Annotated in this window: 29 protein-coding genes; 23 read left to right on the forward strand and 6 right to left on the reverse strand. The window is 68.4% G+C overall.

Features of this window, described 5'->3' with window-relative positions:
- The first annotated feature begins 133 nt into the window (after positions 1–133).
- The 20 genes from infA (at position 134) to GV015_RS08885 (ending at position 15,986) form a co-directional block, all read left to right on the forward strand.
- Complete coding sequence (gene infA, locus GV015_RS08790) at positions 134–355, forward strand: translation initiation factor IF-1 (protein ID WP_017885304.1); 222 nt, start codon at positions 134–136, stop codon at positions 353–355.
- A gap of 80 nt (positions 356–435) precedes the next feature.
- Complete coding sequence (gene rpmJ, locus GV015_RS08795) at positions 436–549, forward strand: 50S ribosomal protein L36 (protein ID WP_021759549.1); 114 nt, start codon at positions 436–438, stop codon at positions 547–549.
- Between the two features lie 162 nt (positions 550–711).
- Positions 712–1,086, forward strand: a complete 375-nt coding sequence (gene rpsM, locus GV015_RS08800; RefSeq protein WP_064296688.1) for a 30S ribosomal protein S13 — start codon at positions 712–714, stop codon at positions 1,084–1,086.
- A gap of 41 nt (positions 1,087–1,127) precedes the next feature.
- A complete protein-coding gene (rpsK, locus tag GV015_RS08805) occupies positions 1,128–1,526 on the forward strand; it encodes a 30S ribosomal protein S11 (RefSeq protein WP_056008094.1) in 399 nt (132 codons plus the stop codon).
- A gap of 157 nt (positions 1,527–1,683) precedes the next feature.
- Positions 1,684–2,676 carry a DNA-directed RNA polymerase subunit alpha gene (locus GV015_RS08810; protein ID WP_056008091.1) on the forward strand — a complete coding sequence of 331 codons (993 nt, stop codon included), beginning with the start codon at positions 1,684–1,686 and terminating at the stop codon, positions 2,674–2,676.
- Positions 2,677–2,720: 44 nt separating this feature from the next.
- On the forward strand, positions 2,721–3,278 hold the full coding sequence (gene rplQ / locus GV015_RS08815; protein WP_064296687.1) for a 50S ribosomal protein L17: 558 nt from the start codon (positions 2,721–2,723) through the stop codon (positions 3,276–3,278).
- Between the two features lie 94 nt (positions 3,279–3,372).
- Complete coding sequence (locus GV015_RS08820) at positions 3,373–4,386, forward strand: GNAT family N-acetyltransferase (RefSeq protein WP_159877959.1); 1,014 nt, start codon at positions 3,373–3,375, stop codon at positions 4,384–4,386.
- Positions 4,376–5,320, forward strand: coding sequence for a tRNA pseudouridine(38-40) synthase TruA (truA, locus tag GV015_RS08825; protein ID WP_159877961.1), 945 nt, complete (start codon positions 4,376–4,378; stop codon positions 5,318–5,320). Before GV015_RS08820 ends, truA begins: the two co-directional genes overlap by 11 nt.
- Before the next feature lie 176 nt (positions 5,321–5,496).
- Positions 5,497–5,943, forward strand: coding sequence for a 50S ribosomal protein L13 (rplM, locus tag GV015_RS08830; RefSeq protein WP_071259493.1), 447 nt, complete (start codon positions 5,497–5,499; stop codon positions 5,941–5,943).
- Positions 5,944–5,971: 28 nt separating this feature from the next.
- Positions 5,972–6,457, forward strand: a complete 486-nt coding sequence (gene rpsI / locus GV015_RS08835) for a 30S ribosomal protein S9 (RefSeq protein WP_064296683.1) — start codon at positions 5,972–5,974, stop codon at positions 6,455–6,457.
- A gap of 25 nt (positions 6,458–6,482) precedes the next feature.
- Positions 6,483–7,844: a phosphoglucosamine mutase gene (gene glmM / locus GV015_RS08840; RefSeq protein ID WP_159877963.1), complete on the forward strand. Its 1,362-nt coding sequence runs from the start codon at positions 6,483–6,485 to the stop codon at positions 7,842–7,844.
- 46 nt (positions 7,845–7,890) lie between these two features.
- The gene (coaA, locus tag GV015_RS08845; RefSeq protein WP_064296681.1) at positions 7,891–8,844 is read left to right on the forward strand and encodes a type I pantothenate kinase; all 954 of its coding nucleotides are present in this window, start codon (positions 7,891–7,893) and stop codon (positions 8,842–8,844) included.
- A 126-nt stretch (positions 8,845–8,970) separates the two neighbouring features.
- Positions 8,971–10,818 (forward strand): glutamine--fructose-6-phosphate transaminase (isomerizing), encoded by a 1,848-nt coding sequence (glmS, locus tag GV015_RS08850; protein WP_159877965.1) that lies wholly within the window; start codon positions 8,971–8,973, stop codon positions 10,816–10,818.
- A gap of 74 nt (positions 10,819–10,892) precedes the next feature.
- Positions 10,893–11,249: a holo-ACP synthase gene (locus GV015_RS08855; protein ID WP_159877967.1), complete on the forward strand. Its 357-nt coding sequence runs from the start codon at positions 10,893–10,895 to the stop codon at positions 11,247–11,249.
- 5 nt (positions 11,250–11,254) lie between these two features.
- Complete coding sequence (alr, locus tag GV015_RS08860) at positions 11,255–12,406, forward strand: alanine racemase (protein ID WP_236555385.1); 1,152 nt, start codon at positions 11,255–11,257, stop codon at positions 12,404–12,406.
- A complete protein-coding gene (gene tsaE, locus GV015_RS08865; protein WP_159877971.1) occupies positions 12,403–12,903 on the forward strand; it encodes a tRNA (adenosine(37)-N6)-threonylcarbamoyltransferase complex ATPase subunit type 1 TsaE in 501 nt (166 codons plus the stop codon). The genes alr and tsaE overlap by 4 nt, the downstream gene beginning before the upstream one ends.
- A 10-nt stretch (positions 12,904–12,913) precedes the next feature.
- Complete coding sequence (gene tsaB / locus GV015_RS08870) at positions 12,914–13,543, forward strand: tRNA (adenosine(37)-N6)-threonylcarbamoyltransferase complex dimerization subunit type 1 TsaB (protein WP_159877974.1); 630 nt, start codon at positions 12,914–12,916, stop codon at positions 13,541–13,543.
- Positions 13,540–14,076 carry a ribosomal protein S18-alanine N-acetyltransferase gene (gene rimI / locus GV015_RS08875; RefSeq protein ID WP_236555387.1) on the forward strand — a complete coding sequence of 179 codons (537 nt, stop codon included), beginning with the start codon at positions 13,540–13,542 and terminating at the stop codon, positions 14,074–14,076. Before tsaB ends, rimI begins: the two co-directional genes overlap by 4 nt.
- Positions 14,073–15,131 carry a tRNA (adenosine(37)-N6)-threonylcarbamoyltransferase complex transferase subunit TsaD gene (tsaD, locus tag GV015_RS08880; RefSeq protein ID WP_159877976.1) on the forward strand — a complete coding sequence of 353 codons (1,059 nt, stop codon included), beginning with the start codon at positions 14,073–14,075 and terminating at the stop codon, positions 15,129–15,131. Before rimI ends, tsaD begins: the two co-directional genes overlap by 4 nt.
- Before the next feature lie 93 nt (positions 15,132–15,224).
- A complete protein-coding gene (locus GV015_RS08885) occupies positions 15,225–15,986 on the forward strand; it encodes a DUF4190 domain-containing protein (protein WP_159877978.1) in 762 nt (253 codons plus the stop codon).
- A 39-nt stretch (positions 15,987–16,025) separates the two neighbouring features.
- On the opposite strand, the gene GV015_RS08890 is transcribed toward GV015_RS08885, so the two are convergent.
- Positions 16,026–17,231: a class I SAM-dependent methyltransferase gene (locus tag GV015_RS08890; protein WP_159877980.1), complete on the reverse strand. Its 1,206-nt coding sequence runs from the start codon at positions 17,229–17,231 to the stop codon at positions 16,026–16,028.
- A gap of 158 nt (positions 17,232–17,389) precedes the next feature.
- Here GV015_RS08890 and groES point away from each other — a divergent pair, with 158 nt between their 5' ends.
- The 3 genes from groES (at position 17,390) to GV015_RS08905 (ending at position 20,285) form a co-directional block, all read left to right on the forward strand.
- Positions 17,390–17,686: a co-chaperone GroES gene (gene groES / locus GV015_RS08895; RefSeq protein WP_056008047.1), complete on the forward strand. Its 297-nt coding sequence runs from the start codon at positions 17,390–17,392 to the stop codon at positions 17,684–17,686.
- A 201-nt stretch (positions 17,687–17,887) separates the two neighbouring features.
- Positions 17,888–18,820: an EamA family transporter RarD gene (rarD, locus tag GV015_RS08900; protein WP_159880203.1), complete on the forward strand. Its 933-nt coding sequence runs from the start codon at positions 17,888–17,890 to the stop codon at positions 18,818–18,820.
- Positions 18,821–19,007: 187 nt separating this feature from the next.
- Positions 19,008–20,285 (forward strand): ABC transporter substrate-binding protein, encoded by a 1,278-nt coding sequence (locus GV015_RS08905; RefSeq protein ID WP_079705276.1) that lies wholly within the window; start codon positions 19,008–19,010, stop codon positions 20,283–20,285.
- Between the two features lie 340 nt (positions 20,286–20,625).
- On the opposite strand, the gene GV015_RS08910 is transcribed toward GV015_RS08905, so the two are convergent.
- The 5 genes from GV015_RS08910 to GV015_RS08930 form a co-directional block, all read right to left on the reverse strand.
- A complete protein-coding gene (locus GV015_RS08910; RefSeq protein ID WP_124768832.1) occupies positions 20,626–21,570 on the reverse strand; it encodes a hypothetical protein in 945 nt (314 codons plus the stop codon).
- Positions 21,571–22,050: 480 nt separating this feature from the next.
- Positions 22,051–22,827, reverse strand: coding sequence for an ABC transporter ATP-binding protein (locus tag GV015_RS08915; RefSeq protein WP_064296669.1), 777 nt, complete (start codon positions 22,825–22,827; stop codon positions 22,051–22,053).
- Complete coding sequence (locus GV015_RS08920) at positions 22,824–23,795, reverse strand: ABC transporter ATP-binding protein (protein WP_064296668.1); 972 nt, start codon at positions 23,793–23,795, stop codon at positions 22,824–22,826. The genes GV015_RS08915 and GV015_RS08920 overlap by 4 nt, the downstream gene beginning before the upstream one ends.
- On the reverse strand, positions 23,785–24,765 hold the full coding sequence (locus tag GV015_RS08925) for a branched-chain amino acid ABC transporter permease (protein WP_124768833.1): 981 nt from the start codon (positions 24,763–24,765) through the stop codon (positions 23,785–23,787). Before GV015_RS08925 ends, GV015_RS08920 begins: the two co-directional genes overlap by 11 nt.
- Positions 24,766–24,775: 10 nt before the next feature.
- Positions 24,776–25,993: a branched-chain amino acid ABC transporter permease gene (locus tag GV015_RS08930; RefSeq protein ID WP_079706237.1), complete on the reverse strand. Its 1,218-nt coding sequence runs from the start codon at positions 25,991–25,993 to the stop codon at positions 24,776–24,778.
- Between the last annotated feature and the right edge of the window lie 232 nt (positions 25,994–26,225).

Raw genomic sequence — 26,225 nt, forward strand, 5'->3', positions numbered from 1 at the left:
TCGAGTTGGCGAAACCCGGAAACATAGCATAGAATCGATCTTTGGTGCTTTCTGCATGCCTTCGGCGAGCCGACATCCGCACCGCAATCCATCCGCACGACCAGTGCGACTCAACCTGAGCGACAGTGAGGCTATGGCCAAAAAAGACGGCGTCATCGAGATCGAGGGCCAAGTGGTCGAGGCTCTGCCCAACGCGATGTTCCGCGTTGAGCTGACCAACGGACACAAGGTACTTGCCCACATTTCGGGCAAAATGCGTCAGCACTACATCCGCATCCTCCCAGAGGACCGCGTGATCGTGGAACTGACCCCCTACGACCTGACCCGTGGTCGGATCGTCTACCGCTACAAGTAGGTCGCGCTGTAAGTAACGGCCGGACGCGCCGCCACCATCCGGTGGTGGGCCCGGCACGATGACAGCGAAAAGAGAGAACTATGAAGGTCAAGCCCAGCGTCAAGAAGATCTGCGACAAGTGCAAGGTCATCCGTCGCAACGGCCGCGTCATGGTCATCTGCGAGAACCCGCGCCACAAGCAGCGCCAGGGTTGATCTCAGAGGATCTGCAGCACGCAGCCCTGAGCAACACAGCACCACCCCTCTAACGGCAGTTCCAGATCCCGCAGCACATCGTGCGCCGCGGGTGACACCTCGGGTCGGAGGCCCGAGCACCGGAACTGCTCCACACCTCCACAACTCCTAGGAGAAGCCACCATGGCACGTCTCGCCGGCGTAGACATCCCACGCGACAAGCGCGTGGAAGTTGCACTGACGTACATCTACGGTGTTGGCCGCACGCGGTCACTCAAGACCCTCGCCGACACCGGCATCAGCGGAGACATCCGCGTGAAGGATCTCACCGATGACCAGCTGATCGCCCTGCGCGATTACATCGAGGGCACCTTCAAGGTCGAGGGTGACCTCCGCCGTGAGGTCGCCGCCGACATCCGCCGCAAGGTGGAGATCGGGTCCTACCAGGGCATCCGTCACCGTCGTGGACTTCCGGTCCGCGGCCAGCGCACCAAGACCAACGCGCGCACCCGCAAGGGCCCGAAGCGCACCGTCGCCGGCAAGAAGAAGGCTCGCTAGGCCCCGCCTAGTCGCCTCGTCATAGGACTCAGGAGATATTCATGGCAGCACCAAAGTCGGCCGTTCGGAAGCCGCGTAAGAAGGAAAAGAAGAACATCGCCGTGGGCCAGGCCCACATCAAGTCGACGTTCAACAACACGATCGTCTCGATCACCGACCCCTCGGGCGCGGTCATCAGCTGGGCTTCGTCCGGTGGCGTCGGCTTCAAGGGTTCGCGCAAGTCGACCCCGTTCGCCGCACAGCTCGCCGCCGAGTCGGCTGCGCGTCAGGCGCAGGAGCACGGGATGAAGAAGGTCGACGTCTTCGTCAAGGGACCCGGCTCCGGCCGCGAGACCGCGATCCGTTCCCTCCAGGCCGCAGGCCTCGAGGTCGGCTCGATCAACGACGTCACGCCTCAGGCACACAACGGCTGCCGCCCCCCGAAGCGTCGCCGCGTCTAATTCCTTCGGTTCACCGGCCGTGATCCGTCCGTAGCGATCGTCTGATCGCCGCGGACGGATCACGGCATGGTCCTGGTGACCAGGGCCAGCGAACACCATTCACTACCTCGCCAACGCAAGTGTCATATAGCGGACACTTAGCCGAAAGGAATCCATAGTGCTCATCGCACAGCGCCCTACGCTCACCGAAGAATCCATCTCGGAGTTCCGCAGCCGGTTCATCATCGAGCCGCTCGAGCCAGGCTTCGGGTACACCCTCGGGAACTCGCTCCGTCGCACCCTGTTGTCGTCCATCCCGGGTGCAGCCGTCACCAGCATCCGCATCGACGGCGTGCTGCACGAGTTCAGCACGATCCCCGGTGTCAAGGAAGACGTCACCGAGATCATCCTGAACATCAAGGGCCTCGTCGTCTCCAGCGAGCACGACGAGCCGATCACGGCGTACCTCCGCAAGACCGGCGCAGGCCAGGTCACCGCAGCCGACATCTCGGCTCCGGCCGGCGTCGAGGTCCACAACCCGGACCTCGTCATCGCGACCCTCAACGACAAGGCGAAGTTCGAGCTCGAGCTCACGATCGAGCGTGGCCGCGGCTACGTGTCGGCCACGCAGAACCGCAACGAGTTCAGCGAAGCCGGTCAGATCCCCGTCGACTCGATCTACTCGCCCGTCCTCAAGGTGACCTACCGCGTCGAGGCGACTCGTGCCGGTGAGCGCACCGACTTCGACCGCCTGGTCGTCGACGTCGAGTCGAAGCCGGCCATCACGCCGCGCGACGCCATCGCGTCGGCCGGTCGTACGCTGACCGAGCTGTTCGGCCTGGCTCGTGAGCTCAACACCGCCGCAGAGGGCATCGAGATCGGCCCCGCGCCGGTCGACGCCGTGCTGCCGGGCGAGCTCTCGATCCCGATCGAGGACCTCGACCTCTCCGTGCGCTCGTACAACTGCCTCAAGCGCGAGGGCATCAACAACGTCAGCGAGCTCGTCGCGCTGTCGGAGACGCAGCTCATGAACATCCGCAACTTCGGACAGAAGTCGGTGGATGAAGTTCGCGACAAGCTCACCGAAATGGGCCTCTCCCTGAAGGACTCGGTTCCCGGGTTCGACGGCGCCCACTTCTACAGCGGCTACGACGACGAGACCGTCTCCTAGCACGCGATCCACCTGACGACTTTCCAACCTGAAGAGAGACAAGAATGCCTACTCCCACCAAGGGACCCCGCCTCGGAGGCGGACCTGCCCACGAGCGTCTCCTGCTCGCCAACCTCGCTGCTGCGCTGTTCACCCACAAGCGCATCCAGACCACCGAGACCAAGGCGAAGCGCCTGCGTCCGCTCGCTGAGCGCCTGATCACCTTCGCGAAGCGCGGCGACCTGCACGCCCGCCGTCGGGTGCTCGCGACGATCACCGACAAGAGCGTCGTCCACGAGCTCTTCACGGAGATCGCGCCCCTCGTCGCCGACCGTCAGGGTGGCTACACGCGCATCATCAAGACCGGTTACCGCAAGGGCGACAACGCTCCGATGGCCGTGATCGAGCTCGTCCTCGAGCCCGTCACGCCGAAGGCGAAGCCGGCCAAGCAGTCCGCGAAGCACGCCGCAGCGCCGGTCGACGAGGCTCCGGCCGAGGAGACCCCCGCCGAGGTCGAAGCCGACGCAGAGGCGACGGAAGCCGTCGAGGCGACCGAGACCGACGGCGAGTCCGTCGACGCCGGCGAGACCACCGACGAGGCTCCCGCGAAGGACGCCAAGTAGGTTCAGCGACACACGAACGGAACCCCGCTCTCCACCTGGAGGGCGGGGTTCCGTCGTTCCTGGCGGCGCTGCGACGGTGTCCTAGGCTGGAGACATGAGTACCACTCCCGCCGTCCCGGCCGGCCTGCCGGCCCTGCCACAGCACCCCGACGTCGATCACTGGCGTCCGGCGGTCCGCGCGGACATCGACGACATCGTGGCGCTGTGCCGTGCCATGGATCCGTTCGACAACCCCCACCGGGTGACGAGCCGCGATGAGATCGCGGACCAGTTCGACCACGCGTGGATCGACATGGCTGCGGACAGCCTGCTGGCGATCGCCGCCGACGGCACGCTGGTCGCCTACGCGATGGTGGTCCTGTCGCCCTCGCGAGACGTGTCCGTGTATTCGTACGTCTTCGGCGGCGTGCATCCCGCATGGCGTGAGCGGGGGATCGGCCGAGTGCTGCTCGCGTGGTCGCTGGAACGATCCAAGCAGCAGCTGGCCTCCGTCGAGACGGGTGCTCCAGCTTCCTCCCGTGCCTACGTCGACGAACGGAACCCGGGGGCGGCGCGCCTGTTGGAGCGGTTCGGCTTCGGCGTGGCGCGGTACTTCACGATCATGGAACGCGATCTCTCCGCGCCCATCGACGAGATCGACGTGCCCGACGGTGTCCGACTCGAGGCGTACCACCCGGACGTGGCCGAACGCACGAGGGAGGCTCGGAACGACTCGTTCCGGGACCACTGGGGCAGCCTGGAGACGGTCCCGGCGATGTGGGCGCAGTTCGTCGGCGGATCCCACTTCCGCGACGACCTCTCGGTGGTAGCGATCGACGACGATGGACGGGTCGTCGGCTTCACGCTGGCCGAGGTGGACGAGGACAGCTGGTCCGCGCAGGGTTTCACCAGCGCGTACATCGCCCTCGTCGGGACCGTGCGCGACTGGCGTGGCCGACGACTCGCACCGGCTCTGCTGGCCACCGCGCTTCGCCGGATCCAGGCAGCCGGCCTCGAGCGGGCGACCCTGGAGGTCGACACGGCCAGCCCCACGGGTGCACTCGGGCTGTACGAACGACAGGGCTTCGTCGCGACGACGCGTGATCTGGCGTACGTCCGTGAGCGCTGAGCAGGTCGCGGCAGCGGACGTCCTCCCGACCCAGCGGTTCCGGCTCGCCATCGCCTACGACGGCACGGACTTCGCCGGATGGGCGAAGCAACCGGGGCTCCGGACGGTCGAGGGGGTCCTGGAGGAGGCGCTCTATCGCGTGCTCGGCAAGACCGTCCCGCCCATGCCGCGGTTCGTGGTGGCCGGACGCACGGATGCCGGGGTGCACGCGGCCGGTCAGGTGGCGCACCTCGACCTCACCGAGCCGCAGCTCGCGAAGATCACACGATTGCAGGGGCGCCACGCCGAGTTCCACGACGGTACGCCGCGGAACGAGACCGCGAGCTCGCTCCTCGTGCGTCGACTGAACGGCGTGCTCGGGATGGACCGCGACGTCGTGATCCACACGGCGGAACCGGCGCCGGAGGGATTCGACGCGCGCTTCTCGGCGGTCTGGCGTCACTACCGTTACCGCCTCGCGGACGCCGACGTCCGCAAGGACCCGATCCTCCGGCGGACGACGAGCTGGACGACGGCGTCGCTCGACGTCGAGCTGCTCCACCGGGCGGCCACCTCGCTCGTCGGGCTCCACGACTTCCAGGCGTACTGCAAACCGAGACCACGCGCGACGACCATCCGAACCCTGCAGTCCTTCAGCTGGGCGCGGGACGAAGCGGGCGTGCTCGTGGCGAGCCTCACCGCCGACGCGTTCTGCCACAGCATGGTGCGGGCGCTCGTCGGCGCTTGCGTCGCCGTGGGGGAGGGGCGCATGTCGCTCGAGGAGGTCGTCCGGCTCCGCGACGGCGGGCGGCGGGAGATCGATTTCCGGGTGATGCCGGCGCGCGGACTCACCCTCGTCGAGATCGGTTACCCCGAGCCGGGGCTGCTGCACGCGCGGGCCGCCGAGACCCGTCAGCGGCGGAGCCACGAGCAGGTGGAGGCGAGCGCCGAGTGAGGTTCCCGGTGGGAATTGACCGCCGGGACGTCGTCGCGTAGACTCTCCCGTTGGTGCCTGCGCCTTCTGCGGCGCGGTACCCGAAGTTGAGCCCTCCACCTCGGGCGTTCCGTTCGGAACACCCAACAGGAGCGGGATTCACGAACGACCAACTCCGACCAGAAAGCAGCACTATTGTGACGCGCACGTATTCCCCGAAGGCCAGTGAGATCACGCACGACTGGGTCGTCATCGACGCCACCGACGTGGTCCTCGGCCGCCTGGCCAGCCACGCTGCAGCGCTCCTGCGCGGCAAGCACAAGGCGACCTTCTCCCCTCACATGGACGGTGGCGACTTCGTCATCATCATCAACGCCGACAAGGTGGCCCTCACCGGCGCCAAGCTCCTGCAGAAGAAGGCCTACCGCCACTCCGGTTACCCGGGCGGGCTCTCGGCTGTCACCTACGCCGAGCTCCTCGAGAAGAACCCGATCCGCGCCGTCGAGAAGGCGATCCGCGGCATGCTGCCGAAGAACACGCTCGGCCGCGACCAGCTGAAGAAGCTCAAGGTCTACACGGGCAGCGAGCACCCGCACGCCGCTCAGCAGCCCAAGCCGTTCACGCTCGACCAGGTCGCCCAGTAAGCACCGGACAAGAAAAAAGGATTACACAGTGGCGAACATCGCAGATTCCATCGAAGAGACCCCGCAGAGCTACTCCACCGAGTCGGCTCCTGAAGCAGCAGTCACGGCGCCTCGCGCCGTGCTGAGCGTCCCCGGCGCAGCCGTCGGCCGTCGCAAGCAGGCCATCGCCCGCGTGCGTCTCGTCCCCGGCAGCGGCACCATCACGGTCAACGGCCGCACGCTCGAGGACTACTTCCCGAACAAGCTGCACCAGCAGCTCATCAACGACCCGTTCACCGTCCTCGACCTGGCCGGCGGCTACGACGTCATCGCACGCATCTCCGGTGGTGGCCCCTCGGGCCAGGCCGGCGCGCTGCGCCTCGGCATCGCTCGCTCGCTGAACCAGATCGACGAGGAGAACAACCGCGCCACCCTGAAGAAGGCCGGCTTCCTCTCCCGTGACGCTCGCGTCAAGGAGCGCAAGAAGGCCGGACTCAAGAAGGCCCGTAAGGCTCCGCAGTTCTCGAAGCGCTAAGCGCTCTCAAGACAAGCGAAGCTCGATGCCTCAGCTGTTTGGTACCGACGGCGTACGCGGACTCGCGAACGCCGACCTGACGGCAGACCTCGCTCTCGGCCTTGCCCAAGCCACCGCAGTGGTGCTTGGGCAAGGCCGTAGTGCTGAGGCCCGCCGTGCCGCCGGGAAGCGTCCGGTCGCCGTGCTCGCACGCGACCCACGTATCTCCGGCGAGTTCCTGTCCGCCGCCGTCGCGGCGGGCCTGGCGTCCTCGGGCGTCGACGTGCTCGAGGCAGGCGTGCTGCCCACGCCCGCGACGGCGTTCCTCATCGCCGACATCGACGCCGACTTCGGTGTGATGATCTCCGCCTCGCACAACCCCGCGCCCGACAACGGGATCAAGATCTTCGCCCGCGGCGGCACGAAGCTGCCCGACGCCGTGGAACGCCGGATCGAGGAGTACCTCGACCGCCCCAAGCTCAGCCCGACCGGCGCAGACGTCGGCCGGATCATCCGCTTCGCCGACGCCGAGGACCGCTACGTCCTCCACCTGCTCGGCAGCCTCCCGAACCGCCTGGACGGCATCCATGTCGTCCTCGACTGCGCGCACGGCGCGGCCGCGGGAGTGTCGCCGGAGACCTTCCGCGACGCCGGGGCCACGGTCACGATCATCGGCAACGACCCCGACGGCATGAACATCAACGACGGCGTCGGCTCCACGCACCTCGACCTCCTGTCCAAGGCGGTCCTCGAGCACGGTGCCGACCTCGGCATCGCACACGACGGCGACGCCGACCGTTGCCTCGCGGTCGACGCTGCGGGCAAGGTCGTCGACGGCGACCAGATCATGGCCATCCTCGCCGTCTCGATGCAGGAGCGCGGCAAGCTCAAGGACGACACGCTCGTCGCCACGGTGATGAGCAACCTCGGCCTGCACGTCGCGATGCGCGAGCACGGCATCAACGTCGTCCAGACCGGGGTCGGCGACCGCTACGTCCTCGAGGCGATGAACGCGAACGCCTATTCGCTCGGCGGTGAGCAGTCGGGCCACGTGATCATGGCCGACTACGCGACCACCGGCGACGGCATCCTCACCGGCCTGCACATCGTGGCCGAGATGGCGCGCACCGGGAAGACGCTGGCGGAGCTCGCCGCGGTGATGCAGGTGTACCCGCAGATCCTCGTCAACGTCACGGGTGTCGACCGCACGCGCCTCGTCGGCGACGAGGTCGTCGACGCTGCCGTACAGGCTGCCGAAGCCGAGCTCGGAGACGACGGACGCGTGCTGTTGCGGCCGTCCGGCACCGAGCAGCTCGTCCGGGTCATGGTCGAGGCGGCCGACCAGCCGACCGCCGACCGCCTGGCGCACCGCCTCGCCGACGTCGTCCGCGAGCGACTCGCCATCTGAGTCGTCCGGCGGCAGGTCGGCACCTCAGCTGTGGAAGAGTGATCGCATGACTTCGACGACGACGGGCGGTGCCTCCGGGCAGCCGACGCCCTACGTGGAGATCGACCGTGCCGAATGGGCGCGACTCGCTCCGGAGACGGCCACACCGCTCAGCGAGACCGAGGTCGTGCAGATCCGTGGCCTCGGCGACCGTCTCGACATGCGGGAGGTCGAGGAGGTCTACGTGCCGCTCAGCCGGCTGCTGAGCCTGTACGCGAAGGGCACCCAGGACCTCGGGCGAGCGACGAGCCGGTTCCTCGGCGACCAGGCGCTCCGGACGCCGTTCGTGATCGGTGTGGCGGGTTCCGTGGCCGTCGGCAAGTCGACGATCGCGCGGCTGCTGCGCGAACTGCTGTCGCGCTGGCCGGACACCCCGCACGTCGAACTCGTGACGACCGACGGCTTCCTCTACCCGAACGAGGAGCTCCAGCGGCGCGGCATCATGGATCGCAAGGGCTTCCCCGAGTCCTACGACCGGCGCGCGCTCCTGCGGTTCATCACCGCGGTGAAGAGCGGTGCCGCCGAGGTGCGGGCACCGTTCTACTCGCACCTGCGCTACGACATCATCCCGACGGCGCAGGTCGTCGTCCGGCGCCCCGACGTCCTGATCGTCGAGGGCTTGAACGTGCTGCAGCCGGCTGCGACGGCGAGCGGACTGGCGATCAGCGACCTGTTCGACTTCAGCATCTACGTCGACGCACGGACGCGCGACATCGAGTCCTGGTACGTGGACCGCTTCATGGCGCTCAAGCGGGGCGCGTTCTCGAACCCGAACTCCTTCTTCAACGTGTTCGCCGAGCTCTCCGATGAGGAGGCGGCCGATCAGGCGCGTGGGTTCTGGCGCTCGATCAACGAGCCGAACCTCATCGACAACATCCGCCCGACCCGCTCACGCGCCAAGCTGGTGCTGCGGAAGGACTCCGATCACACGGTGTCCTCGGTGCTGCTCCGCAAGCTCTGACCCGCGGCAGGGGAAGGGCCCGGGAACCGGTGGATCTCGGCAAGACCGTCCTGCTCCGAGGCTGAGCGCCGGCACCTCGAGGTTGGTGCAGGATCCTCGCAAAATCGCCCGATTATGCTGCTCTACATGTGTGGAATCGTAGGGTACGTCGGGAACGACAAGACGGTGGACGTCCTCATGGGCGGACTCAAGCGGCTCGAGTACCGGGGGTACGACTCCGCCGGGATCGCCGTGCTCGACGCGACGGGTTCGCTGAACACGCGGAAGCGCGCCGGGAAGCTGGCCGTCCTCACCGAGGACCTCGCCGCGAACCCCATCGCGCCGGGCTCGACCGGTATCGGTCACACCCGTTGGGCGACCCATGGTGGACCGACGGACCGCAACGCGCACCCGCACCTCGGTGACGAAGGACGCCTCGCGCTCATCCACAACGGCATCATCGAGAACTTCGCCGAGCTGCGCGCAGAGCTCCTCGCAGACGGCTTCACCTTCGAGAGCGACACCGACACTGAGATCGCCGCTGTGCTGATCGGCCGCGAGTACCGTTCCACCGGCGACCTCACCGAAGCCTTCCGTCGCGTCGTCGCTCGCCTGGACGGCGCCTTCACGCTGCTCGCCATGCACCAGGACCTGCCCGGCGTCGTCATCGGTGCACGTCGGAACTCGCCGCTCGTCATCGGGCTCGGCGACGGCGAGAACTTCCTCGGGTCGGACGTCGCCGCGTTCGTGCAGTACACCCAGCGCGCGGTCGCGATCGGCCAGGACCAGATGGTCGTCATCACGCCCGACGACGTGACGGTCACCGACTTCTCCGGCAACCACGTCGTGACCGAGCCGTTCGAGATCCAGTGGGACGCTTCGGCGGCCGACAAGGGCGGCTGGTCGAGCTTCATGGCGAAGGAGATCAGCGAGGAGCCCGACGCGGTCGCGAACACGATCCGCGGGCGGGTCGACGGTGGCCAGGTCGTCATCCCCGAACTCGCCGGTCTCGACGAGCTCTTCCTCGACATCAACCGCATCGTGATCATCGCGTGTGGCACCGCTGCCTACGCGGGCACGGTCGGCACCTACGCGATCGAGCGCTGGGCCGGGATCCCGGTCACCGTCGAGCTGAGCCACGAGTTCCGCTACCGCGACCCGGTCATCGACGCGCGCACGCTCGTCATCTCGGTGAGCCAGTCGGGCGAGACCATGGACACGCTCATGGCGGTGCGTTTCGCGAGCGAGTCCGGCGCGAAGACCCTGTCGATCTGCAACACCCAGGGGGCCACGATCGCGCGCGAGTCGGACGCCGTGGTGTACACCCACGCGGGGCCCGAGGTCGCGGTCGCGTCCACGAAGGCGTTCACCGCTCAGATCACGGCGCTGTACCTGTTCGGGCTGCACCTCGCGCGGGTCCGCGGCACCCAGACTCCGCAGTTCCTGGCGGCGCAGGTCGAGGAGCTGCAGGCCGTGCCCGACAAGATCGCCAGCATCCTCGGCGCCTCCGAGAAGATCGCGCAGCTCGCCCACTGGATGGCCGACTCCCGCGCGGTGCTCTTCCTCGGTCGCCACGTCGGTTACCCCATCGCGCTCGAGGGTGCGCTGAAGCTCAAGGAGCTCGCGTACATCCACGCTGAAGGCTTCGCCGGTGGCGAGCTCAAGCACGGCCCGATCGCCCTGATCGAGCCGGGCCAGCCCGTCTTCGTCGTCGTCCCGAGCCCACGTGGCTCGGCGATCCTGCACCCGAAGGTCATCTCGACCATCGAGGAGATCCGCGCACGTGGTGCCCGGGTCATCGCGATCGCGGAGCAGGGCGACGCCGCCGTCCTGCCCTCGGCCGACGAGGTCATCCCGATCCCGCTCGCCGGTCCGCTGTTCGAGCCCCTGCTCGCCGTCATCCCGCTGCACATCTTCGCGATGGAGCTCGCGACGGCGAAGGGCCTCGACGTCGACCAGCCGCGCAACCTCGCGAAGTCCGTCACGGTCGAGTAGGGGCGGTCCGCGGGGTCCGAGGTGGCCCGTCGAGCGGGCCACCGGGCCGCGCAGGACGGCCGTAGAGTAGAGGGATGATCATCGGCATCGGGGTGGACCTGGTCGACCTCGCACGGTTCGAACGGGCGATCACGCGCACCCCGAACCTGCTGGCCAGGCTCTTCGTCCCGTCGGAACGCGACCTGCCGCTGCGGTCCCTCGCCGGACGGTTCGCCGCCAAGGAGGCGCTCATCAAAGCACTGGGTTCCTCGGACGGTATCCGGTGGCAGGAGATGGCGATCGTGAACGGCCCGGAGGGGAAGCCCGACTTCGCGCTGTCCGGTGTCACGGCGGGTGTCGTGGCCGAGCGGGGGATCACGAGCATGCACCTGAGCATGACGCACGACGCCGGGGTCGCCGTCGCGTTCGTCGTCGCGGAGCGGGAGGGATGACGCCCGTGTCCGAGCACGACGAGCGACCGACCCGCGAGGCGATCATCGACCTCGACGCCCTGCGCCACAACATCCGTCGTCTGCGCGAGCTGACCGGCGTCGGTGAACTCATCGTCGTCGTCAAGGCCGACGCCTACGGGCACGGTGCCGAGGCTATCGCCCGCGCGGCGGTCGAGGCCGGGGCCGATCGCCTGGGTGTCGCCGACATCACGGAGGGCGTCGCGCTGCGTGCCGCCGGGATCACGGCACCGATCCTCGCCTGGCTGCACGGCCCGCAGGCTGCCTTCGGCGCCGCACTCGACGCCGGGATCGACCTCGGTCTGTCGTCGGTCGCGCAGCTCGACCGCGTGATCGAGGCCGCTCGGGATCGGTCGTCCGTCGTGCCGGTCGTCCAGTTCAAACTCGAGACCGGGCTCAGCCGGAACGGCGCGGCCGAAGCCGACTGGCCGGAGCTCTTCCAAGCCGCCGCAGCCGCCGAGGCCGCCGGGCTCGTCCGGGTCGACGGGCTGTTCTCGCACGTCTCCAACACCTCCACCGACGACGACCGAGCCGCCGCCGTGCGCTTCGAGCGCGGTGTGGCCCTCGCCACGGAAGCCGGTCTCGCCCCGCGGAGTCTGCACCTCGCCGCGTCGGCGGCAGCGCTCGGCGAGCCGTCCCTCCGCTACGACGCCGTCCGCCTCGGACTCGCCGTGTACGGTCTCTCGCCCTTCGAACCCACCGAGGACGCCGACCGCTCGGCCGCCGCCTTCGGCCTCCGGCCCGTCATGACCCTCCGGGCTACGGTCGCCGCCGTGCGCCGGGTCGAACCGGGTGCCGGGGTGTCCTACGACTACAGCTACCGGACCAGCACGGCGACGACGCTCGCCCTCATCCCGCTCGGATACGCCGACGGTGTGCCGCGAAGCGCCTCGAACGCCGGTCCGGTCGTGATCAACGGACGCCGCTACCGGGTGTGCGGGCGGATCGCGATGGACCAGTTCGTCGTCGACGTCGGTGACGACGCGGTCGCCGTGGGTGACGACGCCGTGCTCTTCGGCGATCCGGCGTCCGGCGCGCCGCGCGTCGAGGAGTGGGCGGAGGCCGCCGGCACCATCAACTACGAACTCGTCACCCGCATCGGGCCGCGCGTGGTCCGGACGACCAGGGAGCGGTCATGACCGATCACGTCCTCACCCCGGGCGTCGTCGAGGTGGCGACGCCCGAAGAGATGCACGAGCACGGCGTCCGCCTCGGCACGGAACTGCGTGCCGGGCAGCTCCTGGTCCTGACCGGGCCGCTCGGAGCGGGCAAGACGACCCTCACGCGCGGGATCGGCGAGGGACTCGGCGTCCGCGGCCCCGTGACCAGCCCCACCTTCGTGCTCGCCAGGACGCACCCGAGCCTCGTCGGCGGTCCGCCGCTCGTCCACGTGGACGCCTACCGGCTCGGCTCGGCGCTCGAACTCGACGACCTCGACATCGACTTCGCCCGGTCCGTCGTCGTCGTGGAATGGGGAGCCGGGTTGCTCGACGGCGTGGTCCCCACCTGGTTCGAGCTCGTCATCGAACGTCCGACCGGAGCCGGCGACGAGCCCGCGACGGACGACGCCGGCGAGGAGCCGATCGAACGCCGGACCCTGACGCTCTCGCGGCACCCCGCCATCGACGCCGGGTAGGCTGGACGACGTGCTGTTGGCGATCGATACATCCGCGGGTTCGAGCGTCGCCGTCGTCACCCTGGGTGGCGAGGTGTTGGCCGAACGGTCCTCCGACGACCCGATGCGGCACGCCGAGGTCATCGGGACGCTCATCGCCGGATGTCTCGACGACGCCGGTATCGAGGTCACCGCCCTCACCGGGCTGGTCGCGGGTATGGGACCAGGGCCGTTCACCGGACTCCGGATCGGGATCGCCGCGGCCCGCAGCTTCGGGATCGGCGCAGGCCTGCCGGTGCACCCCGTGGTGAGCCACGATGCGATCGCGCTCGACGCCTACCGTTCCGGTTCCGCCGCACCCGACGCCACGCTCCTCGTGGTCACCGACGCCCGCCGTCGCGAACGCTACTGGACGAGCTACGCCGGACTCGACGCAGCCGGCCTCCCGGTCCGCGTGCAGGGCCCGGCCCTCGCGAAACCCGACGAGCTGCCGACCTCCGAGTCCGTGCGCCTCGACGCGCTGGTCGTCCCCGCCGGTGCAGTGGGACAGGTCGCCGCCGCACTCCTCGCCACCGACGGCGCGTTCGCGGGGGAGGAGCCGTTGTACCTCCGCTCGCCCGACGTCACGATGTCAGCGGGCGCCAAGCGGGTGACGGCGTGAGCTGGTCGCTGCGCCGCGCCGGTGTCGCCGACCTCGACGCCATCATGGAGCTCGAGCACACCGTCTTCGTGAACGACGCGTGGTCGGCGGACATGATGCGCGCCGAACTGTCGTCGCCGCACGGGTACTACCTCGTCGCGACGGAGGTCGACGCCGACGACGCGACACTCGCCGGCTACGGCGGTCTCTTCGCACCGTCCCGGTCCGACGACGCCGACATCCAGACCATCGCCGTCGCCGCGCACGCCAGAGGACGAGGGCTCGGACGACTCCTCATGCAGGCGCTCATCGAGCAGGCCCGGCAGCAGGACGTCGCCCAGGTGTTCCTTGAGGTCAGGGCCGACAACCCCGTGGCGATCGCACTGTACCGGAGCCTCGGCTTCGAGGAACTCGGCGTCCGCCCCGGCTACTACCAGCCGGACGACGTCGACGCCATCGTCATGCGACTCACGGTCCAGCCGAGGCCACCCATGCCCGCCCACGGGCAGTCCCCGCTCGACCAGACCGACCAGCACCCCGGGAGCATCGCGTGAACCGTGCAGAACCGCTCGTCCTCGGCATCGAGACGAGCTGCGACGAGACCGGGATCGGCATCGTCCGCGGACACCACCTGCTGGCGAACACCATCGCCTCGAGCATGGACGAGCACGCACGGTACGGCGGCGTCGTCCCGGAGGTCGCCGCACGCGCCCACCTCGAGGCCCTCGAGCCCACGCTCACGGCGGCGCTCGCCGAGGCCGGCATCGCCCTGGCCGACCTCGACGCCGTCGCGGTGACGAGTGGCCCCGGCCTGTCCGGCGCGCTCATGGTCGGCGTCGGCGCAGCGAAGGCGCTCGCCGTGTCCCTCGGCAAACCGCTGTACGCCGTGAACCACCTCGTCGGTCACGTCGGCGCGGACGTCCTCGACTCCGAAGACGGGACGATCGAGTACCCGACGATCGCCCTGCTCGTGTCCGGTGGGCACACCTCGCTGCTCCTCGTACGGGACCTCGTGTCGGATGTCGAACTGCTCGGCGAGACAATCGACGACGCGGCGGGCGAGGCCTTCGACAAGGTCGCGCGCATCCTGGGTCTGCCCTACCCGGGCGGGCCGCAGATCGACCGGGCGGCCGTCGGCGGCGACCCGAAGGCGATCCGGTTCCCCCGTGGACTCAGTCTGCCGAAGGACATGGAGCGGCATCGCTACGACTTCTCCTTCTCCGGCTTGAAGACGGCCGTGGCACGCTGGGTCGAGGCGAAGCAGGATGCTGGGGAGCCGGTTCCTGTCGCGGACGTCGCCGCCAGCTTCCGCGAGGCCGTCGTCGACGTGCTCGTCTCGAAGGCGGTCAAGGCGTGCACCGAGCTCGGCGTGCCCCGCCTGCTGCTGGGGGGTGGCGTCATCGCGAACGCGCGGCTCCGCGAGGTGGCCGCCGAACGCACCGCCTCGGCCGGGATCGAACTCCGCATCCCGCCGTTGCAGCTGTGCACCGACAACGGCGCGATGATCGCCGCGCTCGCCGCGCAGCTCATCTCCGCCGGACACGAGCCGTCCTCGCTCGTTTTCGGCGCCGACTCGACCCTGCCGGTCACCGATATCCAGGTGCACTGACCGCTCGACCAGCCGTGTCCTGCCCTCGACCGGGTGCGCGGACGTCGGCGCATAGGATGGGCCGGTACCCGGTCACGGATCGAAGGAGCGGCGATGGATCAGCACGAGCACCCCGACGGACGACCTCAGCACCAGGACGGTGCGGCGGACGGGCAGTCACGCCCGCCGCAGGCCGAGCAGCCGAACGGGCAGCCGCAGCAGCCGTGGGGGCAGCAGCCCCAGCCCCAGGCCCAGCAGCCCTGGTCGCCGTACCAGCCGCCACAGCGCTCTCAGCAGGCCGGCGTCGCGCCGCAGGCCCAGCAGCAGCCGTACCAGCCTCAGCCTCAGCCCCAGCAGCAGCGGTACCAGCCTCAGCCCCAGCAGCCGTACCAGCCTCAGGGCCAGGCCTCCCCGCCGCCCACGGACGGGCAGCGCGGCTCGGACGCGCCCGTCGCGCCGCCGACGCACCCTGCCCAGCAGGGGGCGTCCCCCTCGGCGCCTCCGGCGGGTTGGCAGGGCGATCACGCGACCTATCTCCAGACGGTGCCGACGGCGGTCTACCAGGCACCGAGCCAGGGTGGCTACGCCGCGTACCAGCAGTCGCAGACGCAGACCCCTGCCGCGTCGACCGGGACCTCGCGGAGCACCTGGTCGCTCATCACCGGTGTCGTCGGGCTCGTCGTCTCCGTCTTCGTCGGTTGGGGCTTCCCCCTGTCGATCGCCGCGATCGTGCTCGGGTTCGGGGCCAGGCGTCGCGAGCCGCGGGGCCGAGGTCGCGCCCTCACCGGCCTCGTGACCGGGTTCGTCGGCCTCGCCTGCTCGGTCGGCTGGCTCGCCTACAGCGTCGTCGTGATCATCGGGTACGTCTCGACCTGATGCTCCTCGGGGCGCTGCGGCCCGACGGACGCCGTCGGGTCAGGCGTCGGCGGCCGGCGTCACCCGTTCGACGAGCAGCGCACTGTGTTTGCCGGCGATCCTCGTGAGGATGATCGTGGCCGAGCCGTCGCCCTTCAGCGCGAGGCGCTTCCGGAACGCCGCGGGGTCGACGTCGACGCCGCGTTTCTTGATCTCGAGGACACCGATCCCGCGATCACGCATCGTGCGCTTGAGGACCTTCTCGTCCATCGGCAGCCGTTCGAGCACCCGGAAGGTCGTGGCGAACGGCGAGCTCGTCGCCGTGTCGGAGGTCAGGTAGGCGATGCCCTGGCCGAGCATGCCGGCCTCCAACCGGATGGCGAGGTCGCCGATGAGTCGGGCCCGGATCACAGATCCGTCGGGTTCGTGCACGTAGTCGCCGAGCTCCCGCACCGGGGCGTCGTCGGCGTCGGCCTCGGCGTGCAACTCGTGGTGGACGCCGTCCGCGAGGAGGAGCGCGGACCGTCGGACATCCGGACGGGCCAGCGGGCCGAACCAGAGCGCCATCTCGACGAGCTGTCCGTCGACCGACACCCACTGCGCCTCGGCGTCGTCGGGGATGAGGGAGCGGTCGAATCCGGGCCCGAGCTTGACGCCTGTGGGAAGGCGGGCCGCCGCACCGAAGACCAGGTCGAGGGACGGGGTGTAGTCGGCGGCACTCGACAGGCGCGCGGTGTCGGCGTGTCCTGCGGTTCGCCGCGCGGGATCGAACCAGACCGCGTCGAAGTCGTCGAGGGAGACGTCCTCGGCGGCGGCGTTCCGCACGGTCGCCGTGGGGAACGGAGCGAGGTTGTAACTGGCGATGGCCGCGGTGACCTCGTCGATGTCGACCGCCGTGACCTCCAGGTCGAGCGAGGCCATGGCCATCGAGTCGGCGCCGATGCCGCTGCCGAGGTCGGCGATGCGCGTGAGGCCGGCCCGGGCGAACCGCCCGGCGTGCAGCGCGGCGACGGGAAGGCGCGTGGCCTGTTCGAGCCCGGCCTCGGTGAACAGCATGCGGCCGGCGAACGGTCCGAACTTGCCGACAGCCTTCTGCCTCAATCGCGACTGCGTGAGGACCGCCGCGACCAGCTCGGGGGAGTGGCCCTCCTTGCGCAGGCGCCCGACCAGGCGGACGGCCTCGTCCTTCGTCGGGTAAGGGGGGAGGGAGTCGAGGAGCCTGAGGCCGTCGGCCGTGAGGAGTTCGACGAGTTCCGAACGGTCCATGGTCAGCGGGCCTCGGGCGGAGCTGGATGCATCCGGCAACGGTAGCAGTCGCTGATTGGCACTCGCATTGCATGAGTGCCAGAACATGCCTACACTGGAATCAGCACTCTCGCAGTGTGAGTGCTAACCACGTCTTCGTTTCAAGAAAGAGGTCAACCGTGTCGGTCTCCATCAAGCCGCTCGAGGATCGCATCGTCATCAAGCAGGTCGAGGCAGAGCAGACCACCGCTTCCGGTCTGGTCATCCCCGACACCGCCAAGGAGAAGCCCCAGGAGGGCGAGGTCGTGGCGGTCGGACCCGGTCGCATCGACGACAACGGCAACCGCGTCCCGCTCGACGTCGCCGTCGGCGACAAGGTGATCTACTCAAAGTACGGTGGCACCGAGGTCAAGTACGCCGGTGAGGACTACCTCGTCCTGTCCGCGCGCGACGTCCTCGCAGTCGTCGTCCGCTAGTCACCAGCGCACGGATCCGGCGGCTCAGGCCGCTCAACAGCCCGAATGGCATTCGCCGTTCGGGCTGTGTCCGTTTCCGGAGGGTGTCGCGGGGAGTCGCGGGTCTAGCCTGGACCAGTGCAGAACCCCAGCGATCCAGCCGACGTCGACATCCACCCCGTCACCGTCGACGGGGGAGGGGATCGACGTGCGAGCGTCGCCGTGCCCCAGCAGGGGAGCCGGTCCGGACTGCTCTCGGCGGTCGCCGCCTACTGCCTGTGGGGAGCGCTCCCGCTCTACTTCATCGCCCTCGCACCGGCCGGCGCCTTCGAGGTGGTGGCGTGGCGGATCCTGTTCTCCCTCGTCTTCTGTGCCGTCCTCATCCTGGCGACCCGTTCCTGGCGTCGGCTGTTCGGCATCCTCCGCCAGCGTCGCATCGTCCTGACGATGGGTCTCGCCGGGGCGCTCATCTACGTCAACTGGCAGACGTACGTCTACGGTGCGCTCAACGGCCAAGTGGTCGAGGCGTCGCTCGGGTACTTCATCAACCCGATCGTGACCGTCTTCCTCGGCGTCTTCTTCCTTCGCGAGCGGCTGCGTCCAGCCCAATGGGCTGCGGTGGTCGTGAGCGTGATCGCGGTCCTGGTCCTCGCGATCGGACACGGCAGCGTCCCCTGGATCGCCCTCATCCTGGCCTTCTCGTTCGGCCTCTACGGCTACATCAAGAAACTGGTGGGCGGCTCGGTCGACGCCGTGTCCGGGTTGACGCTCGAGACCGTGTGGCTGATGCCGGTCGCGATCGCCCAGCTCATCGCGGTCGGCGTGACCGGTGGGCTGACCATCGGCACCGCGGGCGTCGGGCACGCTCTGCTGCTCGTCGGCGCCGGCGTCATCACCGCCGTCCCGCTCCTGCTGTTCGCGGCGGCGGCCCGCCGCCTCCCGCTCACCTGGATGGGTTTCATCCAGTACTTCGCACCGATCATCCAGTTCGTCGTCGGTGTCGCGGTCCTGCACGAGGCGATGCCGCCGGAGCGCTGGTTGGGCTTCGGTCTCGTGTGGCTGGCGCTCGCGATCCTCACCGTCGACATGCTCGTCGCCTCCACCCGGGGTCGTCGGGCCGCCGGCGCCGAACGGCGCCGCTCGACGAGGGTCTGAACAGCGGATTCCAGCGCTGATCGCGCGACCACTGCAGGAAAAGCGCGAAACTGGCGCTCCTGAGGTAACGATTTGGTCGTGTTACACGCTTGTAACGTCAACGACATTGTCCAGCGCACGTGCAGCGGATAACTTGACTCAACGGCAGCCCCTGGAGCTGCCACTCTTCTGACAAGCAAGGAGTACCATGAGCGTCTTTTCGAAGGCCACGGCCGCTCGCTCCCGCCCACGTTCCATCGTTCTCGGTGGTATCGCACTGATCGGAGCCAGCGCGCTGGTTCTGAGCGGTTGCGCCTCAAGTGGTAGCGGCGACAGCGGCAGCAGCAGCAAGCCTGCTGGCGACCTGACCCTGAAGCTCGGCACGGCGTTGCCGCAGACCGGTAACCTCGCGTTCCTCGGCCCGCCCGAGGAGGCCGGTGTCGGTCTCGCGGTCAAGGAGGTCAACGACGCCGACCTCGGCATCAAGATCGACCTGACGCTCGGCGACTCGGGTGACTCCGACAACAAGGCGTACGCGACCGAGGTCCCCCGTCTGCTCTCCGAGGGTGTCACGGCCATCATCGGTGCAGCGTCCTCGGGTGTGTCGAAGCTCTTCATCGACGAAGTCACCGGCGCAGGCGTCATCCAGTTCTCCCCGGCGAACACCTCCGCGGACTTCACGACGTGGGACGACAACGGTCTCTACTGGCGGACGGCGCCGTCCGACGTGCTGCAGGGCGAGGTCCTCGGGAACCTGATCGCGGAGGACGGCAACGCCACCCTCGGCATCATCTACCTGAACGACTCCTACGGCACCGGTCTCGCGAAGTTCACCAAGGAGGCGTTCGAGAGCGCCGGCGGTGAAGTGGTCGCCGAGCAATCGTACAACACCGGTGACACCTCGTTCGACGCGCAGATCAGCGCGGTCAAGGCGGAGAACCCCGACGCGATCGCGATCATCGCGTTCGAGGAGACCAAGACGATCGTCCCCGGTCTCGCAGGCTTCCCGTCGGACAAGCTCTACTTCGTCGACGGCAACCTCGCCGACTACAGCGCGGACTTCGCTCCGGGCACCCTGACGGGCGCCAAGGGCACGCTGCCCGGTCTCGACACCGCGAAGCTCGGTGACTTCACCGACCGCCTCCAGGCGTTCGTGAAGGACGAGGGTGGCGAGCCGCTGAAGGACTACAGCTACGCGGCTGAATCCTACGACGCCGTCATCCTGCTCGCCCTCGCGGCGCTGCAGGCCGGTTCGACCGAGGGTGCCGACATGGCGGCCCAGCTCCAGTCCGTGTCCGGTGGTAAGGACAAGGGCGAGAAGGTGACCACCTTCGAAGAGGGTGCGAAGGCCATCGCCGACGGCAAGAAGATCGACTACGACGGCAACTCCGGTCCGATCACGTTCGACGAGAACGGTGACCCGACCGAGGCGACCATCGGTATCTACCAGTACGGTGACGACAACAAGTACACCCGCACCAACTAATCGCCCACGCGACTGACGAGGCCCCGGAGTGATCCGGGGCCTTCGTCGTGTCCGGCCGTCCGATGCACCCCGCGTGTGGTGTGCCGTGTGTGGTGGCGCCAGCGCGGTGCGCTGACGCGAGCGCGGGTCCAGCGCGTGAGCGCGGGTCTCCAGAGACCCGCGCCCACGCGCCTGCGGCGCGCTCACGCCGATTCAGAGCCCATGCGGCACAGCGGGGCGCGCTCACGCCGACGCACCGCGCTGGCGACGGAGGGGCGCCTGCCGGCGCACCGCGCTGACGGAGGGTGCGGTGCGGTCACGTCGGCGCACCGCGCTGACAGCGACCAGTTGGGCGCCCGAGTCAACGGAACGCGCGTTGCAGTCCCGCGCGCTCGAGCTTCGCGGCGAGCCGGCTCGAATGGACGAGGTCCTCCCAGGTGGCGCGGACGACCGTGTAGCCGAGCGCGCGCAGCCGATCCTCCCGATGCTTCTCCGCCAGGACGATGTCGGCCACATCCCGTCCTTGCGTGAACTCCTCCCGTACATACTTCTGGCGGCCGTCGAGTTCGAGGATGATGCGTTCGTCCGGCCAGACCGCATCGACCACACCGACCGGTCCGTCCGCGTCGGAGAAGGCCTGCTGCAGCACCGGCAGGGCGAAACCGAGCTGCGCGATCACGACCCGCATCTTCGATTCACCACCGTTCGCGGCGAGGGGGTCCGCGAACTCGATCGCAAAACGCACCTGGCGCCCTCCCCGACGGCCCGGCAGGTCTCGTGCGAGCGAGCGGAGCGCCGTCTCGTCGGTGAGCTTGAGCCGGAGGGCAGCGTCGGCGACGGCGACGGCGTCCTCGAGGCGGGCGATCCGAGCGAGATCGACAACGGTCCGTGCCGGGTCCGTGACCGCGAGCCCGTGCCGCATCCGTCGCGTGACGGAGCCCTGCGTCGTGTGACGGATGATGCCGGGTGCCGAACGCCCTCCGCGATCACCGCTCGTCAGCGTGTGCACCTCGGGAGGCCACGGACCCACGATCGGGAGTCCCCACAACCGCGCCGCCGAGTAGTGGCTGAACAGTGCGTCCTTCCGGAGCGCGACGGCCGCCGCATCGATCCGGACCCGGTAGCGGTCATCGGGGGACAGAGAACTCCATATCGGTTCAGGGACGTAGATGCCCTTCCGCAGTCGCACCAGGTCGCCGTCGCGGTGGGCGGCGCTCACCAGACGCTCGGCACCGACCCGACGTGCGTCGCGGACGAGCAGGAGTCCGTTCGGGCGGAGGAGCAGGTTGAGATCGAAGGATTCCATCGCCTCACCGTGCCCGTTCGCCTCCGCCGTCACCTCGTGTCGTGGAAGCGATGTGGAGAACTACTCCCAGCCAGCCTCCGGTGGAGCGAGGGTGGAGCGGCGCCCAGCGCGGTGCGCTGACGCCAGCGCGGGTCGTCGGCCTCAGCGCGGGTCGCTGTGCCGTGGGGGCGGGGATTCGGCGTGAGCGCGGGTCCAGCGCGTGAGCGCGCGCCTCCGGAGACCCGCGCTCACGCGCCAGGACCGCGCTCGCGTCAGCGCACCGCGCTGGCGAAAGGCGGAGGAGGGGGAATGCACAACTCCTCCGTCCCCGTCTCAGGAGGCCGTCTTGGTACGACGGTGCCCCTCGGGGGAGGGAGGAGTTGTGGTTCGTTCACCGGTCGGGATCCGGTGGCTTCTGGCCCGTCGCTCGGCACGCGGCCGGGACGAGCATGTTCGAGGGTACCGAAGTACCCGCCGACCCGCGAGTGGGGATCGCCCTGATCAGTCCTCGTCCTGGCCGAGCGTGCCCAGGTAGAGGCCGATCACCTTGTCATCCGAGAGGAGCTCGCGGCCCGTCCCGGTGTAGGCGTCACGACCCTGGTCGAGCACGTACCCGCGGTCGCAGATCTGCAGACAGCGACGTGCGTTCTGCTCCACCATGATCGTGGTGACGCCGGCCTTGTTGATGTCCGAGACCCGGATGAACGCGTCGTCCTGGCGCACCGGCGACAATCCCGCGGACGGCTCGTCGAGAAGCAGCACGTGCGGATCCATCATGAGGGCCCGCGACATCGCGACCATCTGGCGCTCACCACCCGACAGTGAACCGGCGCGCTGCTTGAGCCGCTTGCCGAGTTCGCTGAAGATCCCGGTGACGAACTCGAGGCGTTCGTTGTACTGCTTCGGCTTCTGGAACAGCCCCATCTTGAGGTTGTCCTCGATGGTGAGGCTCGGGAACACGTTGTTCGTCTGCGGGACGAACCCGACGCCGCGGGCCACGAGCTTGTTCGCCCGGAGCCCCGTGATGTCCTCGCCGTTCAGCAGCACCTGTCCGCTGCGCACCTTCACCTGACCGAAGATCGCCTTCAACAGCGTCGACTTCCCCGCACCGTTCGGTCCGATGATGCCGATGAGCTCGCCCTTCCGGGCGGTCAGGTTGGCACTGTTCAGGATGTTCACGCCGGGGAGGTACCCGGCGGTCAGATCGGTGACCTCCACGACCATCTCGGCGGTCTTGACCGCAGTGCCGCCGACCGGCGCACCCTTCACGTCGCTCATTTCCGCTCCTCCTCCGGCTCGGCACCAGCCGCGAGCCGTTCGTCCTCGATCTCGGCGAGCAGCTCCTCGGCCGCAGCGCTGTCCTCTCCGGCGATCCTGCCGGTCACGACCCCGAGGTCGACGTCCTGGTGGCTCCCGAGGTAGGCGTCGATGACGGCGGGATCCTCCATGACGGTGTCGGGCGGGCCCTCGGCGACGACGCGACCCTCGGCCATGACGACCACCCAGTCGGCGATGTGCCGGACCATCTGCATGTCGTGCTCGACGAACAGCACGGTCATGCCCTCGTCCTTCAGCGCCAGGATGTGGTCGAGCAGGGACTGCGTGAGCGCCGGGTTGACGCCGGCCATCGGCTCGTCGAGCATGACGAGCTTCGGATCGCTCATGAGCGCCCGCGCCATCTCGAGGAGCTTCCGCTGCCCACCGGAGAGGCTGGCCGCGTAGTCGTCACGCTTCGTGTCGAGCTTGAAGCGACGCAGGAGGTCCATCGCCTTGACCTCGAGGTCCTCCTCCTGCTTCCGCCAGAGCGGCTTCACGAGGCTGGAGAAGATGCCCTCGCCGGTCTGGCCGGTCGCGCCGAGCTTCATGTTCTCGAGCACCGTGAGCAGGCCGAGCGCCTTCGTCAGCTGGAAGGTCCGGACCTGACCCATGCGGGCGACCTTGAACGCCGGGACGCCCCCGAGGCTCTTGCCGTCGAAGTTCCACGTCCCGGTGTTCGGCTTGTCGAAGCCGGTCAGCAGGTTGAACAGCGTGGTCTTACCGGCACCGTTCGGGCCGATGAGGGCGGTGATCGCGTTGCGGGGCACCTCCAGGTGCTCCACGTTCACCGCCTGCAGGCCGCCGAAGGTCCGGGTGACCTGGTCCGCGATGAGGATCGGGTCGACCTTCTTGACGCCCGGGACGATCTCGCCGACGTGGAGGCCGGTGGTCTTGACCGGTCGCGAGGTGGGTGAGCTGTTACTTGACAAAGGTCAGCTCCTTCTTGTTTCCGAGGATGCCTTGCGGCCTGAAGATGACGATCAGCATGAGCGCGACACCGACCAGCACGTAGCGGAGCGTCGACGCCTGCGTCGAGCTCATGAACGGCAGGACGTCCGCCTTCACGAGCGCCGGGAGGACGTTCGAGAGGAACGCCATGATCACCCAGAAGATCACCGAGCCGAGCAGCGGCCCGAAGACCGTCGCGGCTCCACCGAGGAGGAGGATCGTCCAGATGAAGAAGGTGAGACTCGTGACGTACACGCTCGGCACGACCGCGGAGGGGAGTGCCAGCACCACCCCGCCGAGTGCGCCGAAGACACCACCGACGACGAGCGCCTGCATCTTGTAGGCGAACACGTTCTTGCCGAGGGCGCGCACGGCGTCCTCATCCTCGCGGATGCCCTTCAGCACACGGCCCCACGGGCTGCGCATGAGGAGGAACACGAGGAGGGCGGCGACGGCGAGCAGCAGGATGCCGAAGATCCGAACCCACCACTGGTTCGCGTTGAGCTCCCACGGGCCGAAGCCGTAGATGCCCTCCGGGATCGGGTTCGCGGCCCGGAACCCTGCGTGGTAGTTACCGAGTCCGTCGGCCGAGTTCGTGAACTCGTCGAAGACCTGCGTGGTGAAGAGGAGTCGGACGATCTCGGCCGCCGCGATGGTGACGATGGCCAGATAGTCCGCCCGCAGTCGCAGGGTCGGGATGCCGAGGATGAAGGCGAAGACCACCGAGGCCAGACAGCCGACGATGATGCCCGCCCACCACGGGAGGTTGAAGCTCAGGATCGAGATGGCGTAGCCGTAGGCGCCGAGCGCCATGAACCCCGCCATACCGAAGTTCAACAGACCGCCGTAGCCGAAGTGCACGGCCAAGCCGAGTGCTGCGAGCGCGTACGCGATCGTCTCCGGGCTGATGACCCAAGCGAGCGTGTTCGAGAGAATGCTTCCCCAGTCCATGCGCGTGCCCCTAACCGATTCTCTCGCGACGTCCGAGGATGCCCTGCGGTCTCACGAGGAGCACCGCGATGAGCACCACGAGGGCGCCGACGTACTTGATGTCAGACGGGATCCAGAGCGTCGAGACCTCGACGAGGATGCCGATGATGAGGGCGCCGACCATGGCGCCGAAGGCGGTTCCGAGCCCGCCGAGGGTGATGGCCGCGAAGATGAGGAGGAGCAGCTGCGCTCCCATGTCCCACTTGATGCCCGGTCGGAAGTACGCCCACAGGATGCCGGAGAGGCCGGCGAGGGTCGCTGCGAGGATCCAGACGATGCGGACCACGCGGTCGACGTCGATGCCGCTGGCCGCTGCGAGGCTCGGGTTGTCCGAGATGGCTCGCGTCGCCTTGCCGGTCTTCGTCTTGATGAGCCACCAGGCCACACCGAGGAGCACCACGACGCTGACCGCCATGCTGATCATGTCGGTCACGCTGAGCGAGACCGTGCCGAACAGCTTGATGTTCTCCTCTCCCGAACCGGGCAGCTGGAACGTGCCGCCGCCGACGAAGTAGAGGAAGACGTAGCGGAGCGCCAGCGACAGGCCGATCGAGACGATCATCACCTGCACGATGCCGACGCCCTTGCGTCTCAAGGGTCTCCAGATGCCGGCGTCGAGCGCGAAGCCGAACGCGGCACTCAACGCGAGGGCGATGATGATGGCCAACCAGATCGGCCATTGCAGGAACACCCCGAACACGAGCGCCATGATCGCGCCGAAGGTCACCATCTCCGCGTGGGCGAAGTTGCTGAGTCCGGTGGTGCCGAACACCAGGGAGGCTCCGATGGCCGCGAGGGCCAGCATGAGCCCGAAGTTCAGGCCGTTGACGAGTCGCTCTGCGAGTTGATCCCAGAAGCTGACGGTGACGCGGACGCCCTCGCCGAGGAAGAAGTTCACCGACTTCGATTGGGTGAGACCGAACTCGGCCTCGATGGTCGAGCCGCCCTCGGCGACGATGACGCCCTTCGGGAGGGTCTCCTCGTCGAGCGTTACCTTGTACGTACCTTTCTCGGGGACGCCGATCTTCCACTTGCCGTCGGCGTCGGTGTCGACATCGGCCTTGTAGCCGTTGCCGTCGACCGTGATGTTCACGCCTTCGAGTGGTTTGTCGTCGTACTTGACGTTCCCAGCGAAGTAGAAGTCGTACTCCTCGCCCACCTCGTCAGCATGGGCCGGGACGGCGCTCATGACGGACGTGAGGGTGATGGCCCCGAACAACAGGGCGATGAGGAGCACGAATCTCCGTGCCAGTCTCGGGTTTCGGGTCGTTCCAGCGAACTTCACTGCACCTCCAGTGCCGGGCCACTTCCGTGGACCGTTCTCCTGCGTCGGACAACGCTGTTCGACGATAGAACCTGATTATTGCCTACATGTTTCGCCCGTGCGTATTTCTCCGCATCGATTTGTCGGGATCGTGGAA

It is taken from the genome of Plantibacter sp. T3 (assembly GCF_902506515.1).
Taxonomy (GTDB): Bacteria; Actinomycetota; Actinomycetes; order Actinomycetales; family Microbacteriaceae; genus Plantibacter; species Plantibacter auratus.